Annotated in this window: 13 protein-coding genes; 3 read left to right on the top strand and 10 right to left on the bottom strand. The window is 68.2% G+C overall.

Annotated elements, in window-relative coordinates; translation table 11 throughout:
- The 3 genes from KHC27_RS21130 to KHC27_RS21120 all read right to left on the bottom strand — a co-directional run.
- Nucleotides 1-1,230 (bottom strand): GNAT family N-acetyltransferase (locus KHC27_RS21130; protein ID WP_213341989.1); only part of this gene is annotated, 1,230 nt, incomplete at its 3' end.
- Nucleotides 1,231-1,354: 124 nt separating this feature from the next.
- Entirely contained in the window at nt 1,355-2,110 is a 756-nt protein-coding gene (locus tag KHC27_RS21125; RefSeq protein ID WP_213341987.1) for a glycerophosphodiester phosphodiesterase family protein, read from the bottom strand.
- Between the two features lie 20 nt (nt 2,111-2,130).
- A complete protein-coding gene (locus KHC27_RS21120) occupies nt 2,131-2,592 on the bottom strand; it encodes a RidA family protein (protein WP_213341985.1) in 462 nt (153 codons plus the stop codon).
- Between the two features lie 153 nt (nt 2,593-2,745).
- Here KHC27_RS21120 and KHC27_RS21115 point away from each other — a divergent pair, with 153 nt between their 5' ends.
- Nucleotides 2,746-3,570, top strand: coding sequence for a cell envelope integrity EipB family protein (locus KHC27_RS21115; RefSeq protein ID WP_213341983.1), 825 nt, complete (start codon nt 2,746-2,748; stop codon nt 3,568-3,570).
- Here KHC27_RS21115 and KHC27_RS21110 read toward each other — a convergent pair.
- Nucleotides 3,527-4,852 (bottom strand): DNA polymerase IV, encoded by a 1,326-nt coding sequence (locus KHC27_RS21110; protein WP_213341981.1) that lies wholly within the window; start codon nt 4,850-4,852, stop codon nt 3,527-3,529. The two genes, KHC27_RS21115 and KHC27_RS21110, sit on opposite strands and share 44 nt — an antisense overlap.
- 7 nt (nt 4,853-4,859) lie before the next feature.
- Nucleotides 4,860-5,180, bottom strand: a complete 321-nt coding sequence (locus KHC27_RS21105) for a DUF3572 domain-containing protein (protein ID WP_213341979.1) — start codon at nt 5,178-5,180, stop codon at nt 4,860-4,862.
- Between the two features lie 127 nt (nt 5,181-5,307).
- Between KHC27_RS21105 and KHC27_RS21100 the strand changes: the two genes are divergently transcribed.
- Complete coding sequence (locus KHC27_RS21100; RefSeq protein ID WP_213341977.1) at nt 5,308-5,679, top strand: response regulator; 372 nt, start codon at nt 5,308-5,310, stop codon at nt 5,677-5,679.
- A gap of 322 nt (nt 5,680-6,001) precedes the next feature.
- Here KHC27_RS21100 and rpmG read toward each other — a convergent pair whose 3' ends face one another.
- From rpmG to rnr, 5 genes are all read right to left on the bottom strand, one after another.
- On the bottom strand, nt 6,002-6,169 hold the full coding sequence (gene rpmG, locus KHC27_RS21095) for a 50S ribosomal protein L33 (protein WP_213341975.1): 168 nt from the start codon (nt 6,167-6,169) through the stop codon (nt 6,002-6,004).
- A gap of 112 nt (nt 6,170-6,281) precedes the next feature.
- On the bottom strand, nt 6,282-7,439 hold the full coding sequence (locus tag KHC27_RS21090) for an MFS transporter (RefSeq protein WP_213341973.1): 1,158 nt from the start codon (nt 7,437-7,439) through the stop codon (nt 6,282-6,284).
- Between the two features lie 27 nt (nt 7,440-7,466).
- Nucleotides 7,467-8,207, bottom strand: coding sequence for an NUDIX hydrolase (locus KHC27_RS21085; RefSeq protein ID WP_213341971.1), 741 nt, complete (start codon nt 8,205-8,207; stop codon nt 7,467-7,469).
- Nucleotides 8,204-8,659: a DUF983 domain-containing protein gene (locus tag KHC27_RS21080; RefSeq protein ID WP_213341968.1), complete on the bottom strand. Its 456-nt coding sequence runs from the start codon at nt 8,657-8,659 to the stop codon at nt 8,204-8,206. The genes KHC27_RS21085 and KHC27_RS21080 overlap by 4 nt, the downstream gene beginning before the upstream one ends.
- Nucleotides 8,656-10,938: a ribonuclease R gene (rnr, locus tag KHC27_RS21075; RefSeq protein ID WP_213341966.1), complete on the bottom strand. Its 2,283-nt coding sequence runs from the start codon at nt 10,936-10,938 to the stop codon at nt 8,656-8,658. Before rnr ends, KHC27_RS21080 begins: the two co-directional genes overlap by 4 nt.
- A 262-nt stretch (nt 10,939-11,200) precedes the next feature.
- On the opposite strand from rnr, the gene KHC27_RS21070 reads away from it, so the two are divergent.
- Nucleotides 11,201-12,682 (top strand): MDR family MFS transporter, encoded by a 1,482-nt coding sequence (locus tag KHC27_RS21070; protein ID WP_213341964.1) that lies wholly within the window; start codon nt 11,201-11,203, stop codon nt 12,680-12,682.
- The last annotated feature ends 81 nt before the right edge of the window (nt 12,683-12,763 follow it).

Here is a 12,763-nt window from a genome sequence, read left to right as displayed (position 1 = left end):
GCTGGCCGGATGACGATTGGAAACCCGGCCGGATGAACGTCGGAATCTGCAGGCGACATAGACCCGCTCGCGTTGGAGATAGTCCGCGACCGCCTGGCGCAATCCCGGATCGGCAATCCAGTGGGCCGAGCGTGTTGTCACCGGCAGGTAGCCGCGGGCCAGCTTATGCTCGCCCTGCGCTCCGGCCTCGACGACGCGGAGCCGATGGGCGATGGCGTATTCGATGGCCTGATGGTAGCAGACCTCGAAATGCAGGAAGGGGTGGTGCTCGATCGCGCCCCAATGGCGACCGAACAGGGTGCCGGCACCGATGAAATTGATCGCACCCGCGATCCAGCGGCCCGCGCGCCGCGCCATCACCAGCAGGATGCGATCCGCCATCCGCTCGGTCACCAGCGAGTAGAAGCTCCGGGTGAGATAGGGACGGCCCCATTTGCGCGAGCCGGTCTCCTGATAGAAGGCAAAAAAGGCGTCGAGCGCCTCCTCGGTGATGTCGGAGCCGGTGAGCCAGCGAATGTCGATGCCGCTTTCCACCGCTTCGCGCCGCTCGCGCCGGATCGCCTTGCGCTTGCGGGAGGCGAGCGCGCCGAGAAAATCCTCGAAGCTGCCATAGCCCTCATTGTGCCAGTGGAACTGCTGGTCCGTGCGCGGCAGGAAGCCGACCGCCTCAAGGGCGCCGGCATCGTCCGGGCGCAGGAAGGTGGCGTGCACAGAGGACGCGCTGCGCAGCTCCGCCAGCGCGGTCAGTCCCTGCGCCAGCGCCCCCCGAACGGCAGCCTCCCCGGCGCCCGGCCGTGCCAGCAGACGGGGGCCGGTAGCCGGGGTGAAAGGCACCGACACCTGGAGCTTGGGATAATAACGGCCGCCGGCGCGCTCATAAGCGTCGGCCCATCCCTCATCGAAGACATATTCTCCGCGCGAATGCGACTTCAGATAGGCGGGGCAGGCGCCCAGGATGCGGCCCTCCGCATCCTCCAGAACGAGATGCTGGGGGAGCCAGCCGGTCTTCGCCGTCGCCGAGCCGGAATCCTCCAGCGCCGAGAGGAAGGCGTGGGTGACGAAGGGGTTGGCACGCGCGTCTGGAATAGCCGGCGGCATGTGTCCATCCGGCGATAGGGCTGCGTCTGCGTTCGGCGATGTTCGATTTTCCCCCGCGCAGGCGTCCCACTCGGCGGCGGGAATAGCGGCGAGCCGGTTCTCGACGCGGAGGCGGAGCGGTGCTTCATGCATGGTCGGGAGCGGCCGGCATCAGGCTGGAGAGGCGCGGCGACAGGCCGTGCGGGGACAATTAGTGTCACCCGGAACGAACCGAGGCGGAAGCCCGCTCACGACCTTGGGAAGGGCAGGTTCCGCTTCAGGGGATAAATCCCTCGAAGATGATCTGGTCGGCATGACGCCGCGCGCTCTGGCGGTCGTCTGCGGTGCGCACCGTCCAGGCCAGCACGGGGGTGCCGGAAACCGCCCGCGCCATCGCCACGACAGGCGAGTCGATCTCACGGACATAGTGGGCGAGGAAGTGCGGGCGGGTGTGCGGCGCGTGCCGAAGATGCGCCCAGGCGAACTTGGTCTCGTGATCGAGGAAATCCCATTCGGGGTCCTCGTAATGCTGCTCCATGGTGAAGCCGCGCGGTAGATGCGGCGCCATGTGGCGGACGGCGGCGACGAGATCGGGATCGAACGACATCAATGCGACCGGCCCACGATAGCCAGCCAGCCGGGTGCATGTGTTGGCCGCGACCTGGGTGGCGCCGTCGAAGCGGCTTTTCAGCTCGATCAGCAGCGGAACCCGACCGGCCACCCGCTCCAGCAGGTCGGTGAGGGTCATCACCCGCTCCGGCGTCTGCCGGAACGCCACCTGCCGAAGCTGGTGGAGCGTGTGGTCCTTCACCCACCCGGTGCCGAGGGTGAGCCGTTCCAGCGTGTCGTCATGGAATACCACCACCTCACCATCCGCGGTGAGCTGGACGTCGACTTCAATCGCGTAATCCCGGGCCACGGCAGCGTCGACCGAGGCGGGCATGTTTTCGATGCGTCCGGCAGCCGCGTCATGGAGCGCACGATGGGCGATCGGCCGCGCGAGCAGCCAGTCGAGGGAAGGGGACGGCTCCATGGAACGCTCCGCAGGATGGATCAGGCGATCTCGACGACCGCCTCGACCTCGACGCTGACATTGAAGGGCAGGGCGGCCACACCCACCGCCGAACGCGCATGGCGGCCGGCATCGCCGAACACGTCAACCAGCAGGTCAGAGCAGCCGTTCACCACCTTCGGCTGGTCTGTGAAGTCCGGCGCCGAATTGACGAAGCCGACCAGCTTCACCACGCGCTTCACCCGGTCGAGATCGCCGAGGGCGGCCTTCATCTGGGCGATGAGGTTGATGGCGCACTGGCGGGCGGCGGCGCGGCCCGCTTCGACATCGGCGTCGTCGCCCAGCTTGCCGGTCATCAGCACGCCGTTGGCGATGGATATCTGGCCGGAGATCCAAAGCTGGTTGCCGGTCTGAACCGTCGGCACGTAATTGGCCGCAGGGGCGGTTGCCGTGGGGATGACGATCCCGAGGGCCGCCAGCTTCGATTCGACCGTTCCCGACATGTGTTGCTTCTCCGCCAGAGGGCTGAAACGATGGCGTTCCAACTTTCGCCCTTGTTCTCGCCTGTGTTCGGGCGGGATGTTTGGACGATCCGCCGCTGCCACGCAAGGAGGTTTACCTCCGGCCGCGGCCCATCTTTCACGGGAGCCGTGCCGATGACCGTCGTCTTCCCCGCCAGCCTCGTCCGCCTGGTGCTCGCGGCCCTGCTCAGCGCCCTTCCGCTCGGCGTTGCCGAGGCCGTGCAGCTGACGCCGCACCGCGCGGTGTACGAGCTGTCGCTCGACGGCTCCAAGGCGGCCAAGCGAGTCGAAGCGGCGCGGGGCGAGATTGTCTACGAGCTCAAGGGCAACGCCTGCAGCGGATATTCCGTGAATCTGCGCCAGGTCACGGAGCTGGAGACCGATGGTGGCGACCGCGTCCGCAGCGCGTTGAACACCGTGACATGGGAGGACGGCGCTGCCGATACCTATCGCTTCCGCATCCAGAACACCGTGAACGACGAGCCGCAGGACGACGCCGACGGCGTGGCCGAGCGCAAGGGTGGGGTGCTCGACGTGCGCACCACCAAGCCGGAGGCGGGAAACGCGATACTCGGTGACGCCGTTGTCCTGCCGACGCAGCACGTCGTAAAGATGATCACGGCCGCCACGCAGGGCGATACGGTCCTGGAAGCGAGGGTTTTCGACGGCTCGCCGGATGGGCGGAAGGTGTACGATACGCTCTCGGTGATCGGAAAGGCGACCACCGCGCAGGACGGCGTCGAGCCCGCTCTCTCCAGCCTTGCCAGCCTCGCGCGCTATCCCGTGACCGTGAGCTATTACGAGCATGGCGCGGCCGCCGAGACGCCAGATTATGTGATCAGCTTCGATCTTTATGCCAACGGCGTCAGTCGGGCGCTGAAGCTCGACTATGGCGATTTCGTCCTGCGCGGCACCCTCACCGCGTACGAGGCGCTGCCCGAGGAGCCGTGCTCGAAATAGGTGACTCGCCGGCGGCGCGGGGGCGGTCGAGCCGCAACCCGGTCTCGATGGCGCCGGCACCGAATTTCTCCCGCAGGGCGTCCATGGCCCGTTCCGCCGCCCCCTTCTTCGCCGCGCTGGGGTCGATGAGGACAGGCGGGTCGGCGAGGGCGGGGTCGCACAGCTCCGACAGCCCCACCCCGATCAGCCGGTAGCGAACGGCGTCCGTCGCTTCGCGCGCGAGCAGGTCCCGCGCACTGGCGAAAATCCGGTGGGCGAGCTGGGTCGGGTTCTCCAGCGAGCGCGCCCGCGTCACCAGCCGGAAGTCCGCGGTCTTGAGTTTCAGCGTCACCGTCCGGCCGGCAAAGCCCGCCTTCTTCATCCGCGCCGACACCTTCTCCGCCAGTGGGTACAGCGATTGTTCCAGCGTTCGCAGGTCGTGGATGTCGCTGTCGAAGGTGGTTTCGGCGGAGATGCTCTTGGTCTCGCGCTCCGGGTTCACGCGCCGGCTATCCTCGCCGCGCGCGAGCCGGGCCAGCCGCAGCCCTTCCGCGCCATAGCGGCGGGCGAGATCGTTCTCGCCAGCGGCCTGAAGGTCGGCGATGAGGCGATAGCCGTCGCGGGCGAGACGTTCCTGCGTTGCCCGTCCCACGCCCCAGATGGAGCCGACCGAGCGCGGGGCTAGAAAGGCCTGCGCCTCCGCGGCGCCAATGACGGCGAAACCGCGCGGCTTGTCGAGATCGGAGGCGATCTTGGCGAGGAACTTGTTGGCGGCGAGACCGATCGACAGGGTGATGCCAATCTCGGCCTCAACCTCACGCGCCAACCGGGCCAGCGTCCGGGCTGGTGGCTCGCCGTGCAGGCGTTCGGTGCCGGCGAGGTCGAGAAACGCCTCGTCGATCGACAGCGGTTCCACCAGCGGTGTCAGGCGCAGCATCCGCTCGCGCACCTGCCGGCCGACCGCGACGTATTTCGCCATGTTCGGGCGGATCACCACCGCCTCCGGGCAGAGTTCGCGCGCCCTGAACATCGGCATGGCGGAACGCACCCCGCGGATGCGGGCGATGTAGCAGGCCGTCGACACCACTCCGCGCCGGCCACCACCGATGATCACCGGCCGGTCGCGCAGGGAGGGATCGTCCCGCTTCTCGACCGCTGCATAAAAGGCGTCGCAATCGATATGGGCGATGTGGAGCTTGAACAGCTCGGGATGCCGGATGACCCGCGGGCTGCCACAGGAGGGGCATCGTCCCTCCCGCGTGACGGAGGCGAGGCAATCCCGGCAGAAGGCCGCCAACGACATGGTGGTCTCAGCGCTCGCGCCGGCCGGCGCCTTCATGGGTCAGAATTTCGCGCGCGGCCACCACATGGCCGGGGTCGATGCCGGCGCCGTTGGCATATTCGATCAGCAGGTCCTGCCGCTCGATGAGATAGTCCAGCACGCCCACCTGAAAAGCGGTGGAGCCGACAGCGCCCCGCAGGTCGCCCGGCGCCATGCCGCTCGCTGCCAGCATCGGGCCGATTCGCTCGGGGTCGGAGACGAGGAAGGTCAGCGCGCCGACGGCAACTTCGCGCGCCGCGGCTGCCGTTGTCAGGGACCGGGTTCTTCCGGGTGATCTGCCGAGCGCCATTTGCGGTTCCGTAAGGAATGGAGGGTAGGGTCGGGCGGTCGAAATCCACCGTCCACGCGGCCTTTTTCGTTCCGAGTCTTATAGCAGCCGCGCGCCGCCGGGGCGAACGGCCGGGGATCACGCTTCCATGCCGAAGACCGTCATGATCGTGGAAGACAACGAGCTGAACATGAAGCTCTTCCATGATCTGCTCGAAGCCCATGGTTACGCCACGGTGGAGACACGCAGCGGCGTCGAAGCGCTGGAGCTTGCGCGCGAGCACCGGCCGGATCTGATCCTGATGGACATCCAGCTGCCGGAGGTATCCGGCCTCGACGTCACCCGGCAGCTCAAGGCCGATCCCGAGCTCCGCGCCATCCCCGTTGTCGCCGTCACCGCCTTTGCCATGAAGGGCGATGAGGAGCGGATTCGGGAGGGGGGCTGCGAGGCCTATCTGTCGAAGCCGATCTCGGTGGCCAAGTTTCTCGAGACCGTCCGGCATTTCGTCAACGACGAGTGAGCGGCGCAGCCACGCACAGGGTAAGCCCAGCGCCCGCAATGCGCTCATAATTCGACATTGCAATCATTAAGCATTGGATTAGCTTCGAAGGGCTCCGACAGCCCTGCGGGGTGCCCGGGTTCGCCGCATCTCCCGGGTCCGTAGGGTCAGGCCGGCGAGCGCCGCCGGCGGATAGCCTCTCCAGCCCCGTCGCTCGCCGGCCACCCCATCCGGGGGGGAGGTATCCCCTTGGCGACGACTTGCCGCTGGCCGCACTCAGCGTTCACAACAAAAAAGGCGCCTTATGGCGCCTTTTGTCGCTACCGAACCCGGTTGGTTCAGATCACTTGATCTTGCCTTCGCGGAATTCGACATGCTTCTTCGCGACGGGGTCGTACTTCTTCACGACCAGCTTGTCGGTCATCGTGCGCGAATTCTTCTTGGTCACGTAGAAAAAGCCGGTGTCGGCGCTCGACACGAGCCGGATCTTGATGGTCGCCGCCTTGGCCATGGCCGGTCTCCTTGTGGGTGGCGGGGACGATTCCGGCCGCGCCTATATGAAACGGATCGCGCGACCACACGGCCGCTCGTTGGCGTTCGTATCGTAGATCGCGGGACGAATGTCAAGGAACGCGCGCCACCCGCCAGGCCACGACGGCCACATACAGCGCCATCAGCGCCGCCAGCGTCAGGGCAAAGCCATGGGGATCAACGGTGTCCATGCCGATGCCGACCAGAGGCGGGCCGATGGTGAGGCCGATGGCATAGAGCATCACGAACACCGAATTGGCCGCCGCCAGCTCCGCTCCGTGGAATCGGGCGCCGAGATGGGCAAGGCCCACGGTGTAGAGCCCGGCCACCACGCCGATGGAGACGAACAGCACCGCCCGGATCGTCCACCCGTCAATGGCGAGCCAGGGCAGAATCAGTGCGCCGGCCAAGCCTGTGATGCCGCAGGCGAGCAGGAGCTTGCGGCGGCTCATCCGGTCACTGAGCAGGCCCAGCGGAAGCTGGAACACGACGCCACCCAACAGGGCGATCGTCATCAGCATCGCGGCGCTCGATTCGTCGAGCCCGCGCCGGATGCCGTAAATGGCGAGGAAGCTCATCTCGCCCGTCTCGACGGCGCCGAAGATGAAGGCGGCAAGGCTCGCGCTGGGGGCGATCCGCAGCAGGGCGAAGACGCTGAGCCGGCTCTCTTCATGCACCTCGGGCGCGCCGGAGGCCCCGATGATCACCGGCACCATGCCGGCGCTGAAGATCACGGCGCCGGCGATGTAGGGCGCCCAGCCTTCCGACCCCGTCACCCCGAGAATGGCCGGGCCGGCCGCCACCGCGAGCGACATGGCGGTGGCGTAGATCCCCATGACCAGTCCCCGCCGCTCCGGCGGGGCGGCGGCGTTGATCCAGAACTCGCTCACGACGAACAGCACGCAGAACGCCGCGCCCGCGATGAAGCGCAGGGCACACCAGACGGCGAAGGAGGAGGTGAGCTTGAAGGCGAGCAGGCTCAACGCCGCGAGCGCCAGAGCGCCGAACAGCAGCGTGCTCACGCCATGGCGCCGCACCATTCCGGTGACGAAGGGAGCCACGACGATGTTGGCGATGCCGGCCACAGCCGTGTTGAGCCCGATCAGCGTTCGCGGTACGCCCCGCGACTCCATCTCGATGGCGAGCAGCGGCACGGTCAGGCCGAGGCCCACGCCGACAACGGCGATGGTTCCGATCGCGGCGGCGATGGAGGCGCTTCGGGAACCAGTGACGGGAGCAGGGGCAAGCATGCGCGCCTTGTAGGGGCCGCGCCTGTCTCAGTCCAGCGTGTCCCGGTGGAAGCGGTTCCCCCGCATATAGTAGAAGGGCACCACCGGGCGGGCATAGGGGCCGGCCGACAACAGGGCCTCGACATCCTCAAGCACCGCTTGGGTGATGATCGGAAGGTCGAGCCGACGCGCTTCGTCGAAGCCGGCCCACACCAGTTCCGTCAGCTCCGATTGCGGCCCGACCACGTCGCCGAGCCGGTGGGCGATGGCGCTGGCCTCCGCGAGGAAAAAGCGCGTGTCGTAGCGGCGGGAGCGGCGCGGGGGGGTAACGGCGCGGGCGACGAAGCGCAGGGCCTCCAGGTCGGGATAGAGCCCGGCCTCTGCGAAGGGTCGCCACGCCTCCGGCACGCCCTCGGGAGCGCCGGCATCGCGGGTGCCGAGCAGCAGGCCGGTTTCCTCGCAGGTTTCGCGAATGGCGGCGAGAGCCAGTGCCCGCGAGCGGGCCGCGCTGGGGCGCACCACGCGCGCCGCCAGCCGGCGCTCGCTGTCGGCATCCAGCATGCCGAACACCGGCATGCGCCGGTCCACCGGGTCGACCCGGCCGCCGGGAAACACGTATTTCCCCGGCAGGAATACCTGCTGCTCGTGGCGCCGGCCGAACAGGATCCGCGGCTTGCGCCCACTGCGGTCGACCAAAATGAGGGTTGCGGCATCGACCGGACGCCGGTTCGCATGAGCGCCGGTGGCCTTGATGCCGGCGAGTTTCTCGGCAACGTCCGCGGAGCTCATGCGATCGGCGCGTCCGCCTGCACCGCACGCCGGCTGGGCGGCACCGGGTCGTATTCGTCGCTGCTGCGGTCGAAGCCGTGCATGCGCACCGCCCATTGATAGCCGATCAGTGCCCCCTTAAGCGGTGGTAGCAACAGCAGGCTGAGCACAAGGGTCAGCGGCAGCCAGATCGCCAGATGCAGCCATTCGGGCGGATGCCAGGCCATCTCCACCGCCAGCACCAGCGGCACGATGATGTGACCCACCACGGTGATGACGGCATAGGGCGGCGCATCGTCGGCGCGGTGGTGCCACAGCTCTTCGCCGCAGGCCGGGCAACGCTCGTTCACCTTGAGGTAGCCGCCGAACATCGCTCCTTCGCCGCAGGCGGGGCAGCGCAGGCGAAAGCCGCGCGCGATGGATTGACCCATCGGGCGGGGCGGGGCGGGTGGGCTGCGGCGTGGCGTATTCATCGGCGTCTCCCCGGGCGTGGCGGCCCGCGGCGCGCAGGAGTGTCGCCGTGGCGGCCATGGCCGCGTTCGCTGCGGCGCGCGCCGCGTATATGGTGGCCCTCGGACAGAAGCTCAAACCGCAGCGCGCCGGCAACCGGCGCGGCCTCCACCAGACGGACTTCGACCCGGTCGCCGAGCTGGTGGGCTTCACCCGAGCGCTCGCCGATCAGGGCGTGACGAGCTTCATCATAGCGGTAGTAGTCCTGTCCCAGCGTTGCCGCTGGAATGAATCCGTCGGCTCCGGTGTCGTCCAGTGCCACGAACAGCCCGGCCTTGGTGACACCGGCGATGCGGCCCTTGAACACCGCGCCGACCTGTTCGGCGAGGTGGTGGGCGATCAGCCGGTCGATCGTCTCGCGCTCGGCCGCCATGGCCCGTCGCTCGGCGGCCGAGATGCGGGCCGCCACTTCGGCCAGCACCTCCGGCGTCGCGCTGTCCGGCAGGCCGTCGCGCCCCAGTTCGAGCGCCCGGACCAGAGCCCGGTGCACGATGAGGTCGGCGTAGCGGCGGATCGGTGAGGTGAAATGGGCATAGCGGCGCAGGTGCAGGCCGAAATGGCCGTAATTCTCGTGGGCGTACTCCGCCTGCGCCTGCGACCGCAGGATCACCTGATTGACCAGCGGCGCGATCTCGGTGTCCACCACCCGGGCGAGAATGGCGTTGAAATGCGCAGGGCGAACCGTGTCGATCTTCGGCAGCTTTATGTCCATGGTCTGGAGGAACTCGCGGAGTGCCGCGACCTTCTCCAGCGAGGGAGCATCGTGCACGCGGTAGAGCAGGGGCGTGCGCTTTTCCTCCAGCGTCTCCGCCGCGGCGACATTGGCGAGGATCATGAACTCCTCGATCAGCCGGTGGGCGTCGAGCCGCTCGGGCACGATGACACGGTCCACCGTGCCCTCGGGCGTCAGCAGCACCTTGCGTTCGGGCAGATCCAGCTCCAGCGGCTCGCGGGCGTCGCGCGCTTTCTTGACCAGGGCGTAGGCGGCATAGAGCGGCCGCAGCACCGGCTCCAGCAGGGCGCCGGTGACATCGTCGGGCCGGCCGTCGATCGCCGCCTGCGCCTGGGCATAGGCGAGCCGCGCGGCGGAACGCATCATGATCCGGTGGAAGCTGTGGCTCCTCTTGCGCCCGTTCGGCCCGATCACCATCCGCACCGCCAGCGCCGGGCGGTCCTCCAGCGGGCGCAGCGAGCACAGGTCGTTCGAAATGCGCTCGGGCAGCATCGGCACCACCCGGTCGGGGAAATACACCGAGTTGCCGCGGACCAGCGCCTCCCGGTCCAGCGCGCTGCCGGGACGGACATAGCTCGCCACATCCGCAATGGCGACCGTAACGACATAGCCGCCCTCATTGGCCGGGTCCTCGTCGATCACCGCGTGAACGGCGTCGTCATGGTCCTTGGCATCCGGCGGGTCGATGGTCACGAGAGGAAGGTCGCGCCAGTCCTCGCGGTGCGCCAGCGTCACCGGACGGGCAGCGTCCGCTTCCGCCAGCGCGTCGCGGCGGAACACGTGGGGAATGCCGTGGGCGTGGATGGCGATGAGGCTGAGCGCCTTCTCCGTTGCCAGCGAGCCGAGCCGCTCGCGGACCTTGGCGGTCGGCAGCCCATAGGCGTGGTGACGCAGGATTTCGACCGCGACGAGATCGCCGTCCTCCGCGCCATTCTCCTGCCCGTCGGGAATGGCCAGCTCGCGCCCCATGTTGCGCTTGTCCACCGGCACGAGGCGACCGCCGCCCTCCCGGCCGCCCTTGCGGTAGATGCCGAGAACCTGTGAGCGCGCCTTCTCCAGCAGCTTGAGAACGCGGCCGGAATGGCGGACCTCGCCTTCGGCATCGGCAATCTCTTCCGTCCGCAGCAATACGCGGTCGCCGATGGTGGGCGCGGGGCCCGGCAGCCGGCCCCCGATGCGGCTGCTGCGCGCCAGCTTCACCAATATGCGCGGCGGGGCGCCGTGCTCGTCCTCGTCCCAGTCGACAGGGACCGCGATCAGCTCGCCATCCTCGTCCCGCTCGGTCACCTCGGCGAGGACGGCGGCGGGCAGTTCGCCGGGCACATGGAGCTTGCGGCGGCTGCGACTGACGAGGCCTTCATCCGCAAGCTCGCGCAGCATCGCCTTCAGTGCGATCCGCTCCTGGCCGTCGAGCCCGAAGGCGCGCGAAATCTCCCGCTTGCCGACATCACCACCATGGGCGGCGACATAGGCGGTCAGTTCCTCCTTGGAGGGCAAACCGCGCGGCATGCGGGGCTTCGGGGGCGCTTTGGGCTTGGAAGGCTTGCGCACGTGCGGACATGTCTCCTTGGCGTAATGGCTGCGACGCTAGCCGACCCTCGTCGCCGCGTCGACCGGGGAACGCACCGCGACCCATCGCGTTCGTTCATGGTTTTGATCATTCCATTCATGGAACCCAGAAGTGATCGCTCTGTGCTTGCATTCCCTCGCGACCGCGGCATGGTGCCGCCGTCGCCGGGGGGCGATAGCTTCAATGTGACGGACCCCATCGATGGATGCGCGCACCCCGCAAGACCAAGCCCCGGCCGCGTTGGACCATGCCGCGATTCGCACGATCATGATCGGCATCATGCTGGCCATGTTCCTCAGCGCGCTGGACCAGACGATCGTCTCCACCGCATTGCCGACCATTGGCCTTGCCTTTGGCGACGTGGCGAACCTGCCCTGGGTGGTGACGGCCTATCTGCTGACGGCAACCGCCGTGACGCCGTTGACCGGCAAGCTCGCCGATATCTACGGCCCCCGGCCGGTGCTGCTGGCGGGCATCGGCCTGTTTCTGGTCGGTTCGGTGGCCTGTGCGCTGGCGTCCAGCATGGTCGGCCTCGTGCTCGCCCGCGCCCTTCAGGGCGTTGGCGGTGGCGGCCTCATCTCGCTGGCTCAGACCATCATCGGCGTCATGGTCGCACCACGCGAACGCGGACGCTATCAGGGCTATTTCGCCGCCGTCTTCATCTCGTCCAGCATTGCCGGGCCGGTGATGGGTGGCTTCATGGCCGAGCACCTGCACTGGTCTCTGATCTTCTGGATCAATGTGCCGCTCGGCCTTCTCGCCGCCGTCATGAGCGAGCGCTCGCTGCGGCGCCTGCCGCCCCATCATCATCCGCACCGGCTGGACCTGCTCGGCGCGCTGCTGATGGCGGGCGCGACGGTCGCGCTGCTTCTGGCGTTGAGCTGGGGCGGCGGGCGGTATCATTGGCTCTCGCTGCAGGTGGGCGGGCTGATCGCCGCGTCCGCTGCGCTGTGGGTGCTGTTCGGCGTGCGCATCCGCTTCGCCGCGGAACCCCTGTTGCCGCTTTCGGTACTGGGCAATCAGGTCGTGCGCACCGGTGTGGTCGCCGCCGCCTTCGCCATGGGAACGCTGATCGGCCTGTCGATCGAGATCCCGCTCTATCTCGAAGGCGTGCTGCATCTGTCGGCCAGCCAATCCGGTGCGGCTTTGATTCCGCTGATGGCCGGCGTGGTGGTGGGCGCCACCGGCACAGGACGCATGATGGGGCGTATCACCCATTACAAGCGCATCCCTATGGTAGGCCTCACCGTCGGCACGCTGGCGCTGGTCGCGCTGGCCGCCGGCTCGACCAGGGTGCCGGTTGCTGGGCTCGTCGTGCTGCTCGGCTTCGCCGGGATCGGGCTCGGCACGGTTCTGCCGATCTCCACCGTTGCGATCCAGAACGCGGTGCCGCTGCCGCAGATCGGCACCGCAACGGCGGCCATGAACTTCTTCCGCTCGCTTGGCGGGGCGGTGCTGACCGCCGCCTTTGGCGCGATCCTGATTGGCGGTGCCGGTCTGGAGGGCGGCTCGCTCGGCGAGCGGCTTCTGCTCCACCACGGCGACGCGGACGTGCTGGCTGCCGCTTTCCGCTGGGTCTTCGCCGCGGCGGCGCTGGCGCTTGCCGGCGCGCTGTTGGCGGTGGTGGCAATGGAGGAGCGGCCGCTGCGCACCAGCGTTCATGCCGCGGCCGCGATCGAGTGAGCGCCGGCGCGTGGCAGCGCGCCGGTCTTCCGTTTTTGCGCCTCCCCACGCCCTGACCGGCTGAGGCGGACGAGGGAGCCC

It is taken from the genome of Ancylobacter lacus (genome assembly GCF_018390635.1).
Taxonomy (GTDB): Bacteria; Pseudomonadota; Alphaproteobacteria; order Rhizobiales; family Xanthobacteraceae; genus Ancylobacter; species Ancylobacter lacus.
Note: the sequence above shows the minus strand (reverse complement) of the source record. Positions and strands in the feature narration are given on the sequence as shown.

Excerpts from the sequence above, each read along its gene's own strand:
- KHC27_RS21080 (WP_213341968.1), bottom strand. The coding sequence starts at position 8,659 with ATGAATACGCCACGCCGCAGCCCACCCGCCCCGCCCCGCCCGATGGGT.
- KHC27_RS21120 (WP_213341985.1), bottom strand. The coding sequence starts at position 2,592 with ATGTCGGGAACGGTCGAATCGAAGCTGGCGGCCCTCGGGATCGTCATC.
- KHC27_RS21125 (WP_213341987.1), bottom strand. The coding sequence starts at position 2,110 with ATGGAGCCGTCCCCTTCCCTCGACTGGCTGCTCGCGCGGCCGATCGCC.
- rnr (WP_213341966.1), bottom strand. The coding sequence starts at position 10,938 with ATGCCGCGCGGTTTGCCCTCCAAGGAGGAACTGACCGCCTATGTCGCC.
- KHC27_RS21090 (WP_213341973.1), bottom strand. The coding sequence starts at position 7,439 with ATGCTTGCCCCTGCTCCCGTCACTGGTTCCCGAAGCGCCTCCATCGCC.
- rpmG (WP_213341975.1), bottom strand. The coding sequence starts at position 6,169 with ATGGCCAAGGCGGCGACCATCAAGATCCGGCTCGTGTCGAGCGCCGAC.
- KHC27_RS21085 (WP_213341971.1), bottom strand. The coding sequence starts at position 8,207 with ATGAGCTCCGCGGACGTTGCCGAGAAACTCGCCGGCATCAAGGCCACC.
- KHC27_RS21115 (WP_213341983.1), top strand. The coding sequence starts at position 2,746 with ATGACCGTCGTCTTCCCCGCCAGCCTCGTCCGCCTGGTGCTCGCGGCC.
- KHC27_RS21070 (WP_213341964.1), top strand. The coding sequence starts at position 11,201 with ATGGATGCGCGCACCCCGCAAGACCAAGCCCCGGCCGCGTTGGACCAT.
- KHC27_RS21110 (WP_213341981.1), bottom strand. The coding sequence starts at position 4,852 with ATGTCGTTGGCGGCCTTCTGCCGGGATTGCCTCGCCTCCGTCACGCGG.
- KHC27_RS21100 (WP_213341977.1), top strand. The coding sequence starts at position 5,308 with ATGCCGAAGACCGTCATGATCGTGGAAGACAACGAGCTGAACATGAAG.
- KHC27_RS21105 (WP_213341979.1), bottom strand. The coding sequence starts at position 5,180 with ATGGCGCTCGGCAGATCACCCGGAAGAACCCGGTCCCTGACAACGGCA.